Annotated in this window: 1 pseudogene; it reads left to right on the top strand. The window is 43.4% G+C overall.

From position 1 onward, the window contains the following. Positions 1 to 251, top strand: a pseudogene (locus CIK04_RS22540) (glutathione S-transferase); the annotation flags it as partial. Positions 252 to 717 lie beyond the last annotated feature (466 nt).

Raw genomic sequence — 717 nt, 5'->3', positions numbered from 1 at the left:
GCATTGATCAAATTTGGTCGCAGCAGATGGAAGCGAATCCTCATGCTTGGTTATTCGGTGAATGGTCAATTGCCGATGCGATGTTCGCGCCGGTGGCGCTTCGTTTTGAAACGTATCAAATCCCGCTTTCGGAAACCGCTCAGCTTTATCAGAACAAGGTGCTGGCGAGTGCGCCAATCCAACGTTGGTTGGCGGAGGCAGCGTTGGAAACCGATATTGTGGAGGAAGATGAAGCGGGAGAGCCGATTTAGTCATCATTCTCGTATCGTTAGTATGGAAGCAGATAACACGATTTGTCTGTCTTTTCTTTTGTCTTGGTTTTTTATCGTCTTACCTAGCACCTAGCACCTAGCACCTAGCACCTAGCACCTAGCACCTAGCACCTAGCACCTAGCACCTAGCTCCTTCCCTTTTTTCYTAAATCCATCTATTTAATGTGGTTATTTGCTTGGAAAATACCTCTAAATGGGGTGTTTTTGCTTAAAAATTTGGCTCAAAAGAATATGAAATTGATTGCTTTATGATGTGTGTCAAATTGTAAACAAAAAAGCGGAGCGATATTGGTCAGCGTATATAGTTAACTTAGCAGCAGTATGTCGTGTTTATAGCGGTTTTCTCGGAGGAAACATGGATATGCGTCATCTTCGCTTTTTGTKKTTGTTTTGTTTTTTTCTCCTTGGCTCAGTGCGAGCCAACAGATTGTTTATATGGTTTCCG

The organism is Vibrio sp. 03_296 (assembly GCF_002265885.1).
Note: the sequence above shows the minus strand (reverse complement) of the source record. Positions and strands in the feature narration are given on the sequence as shown.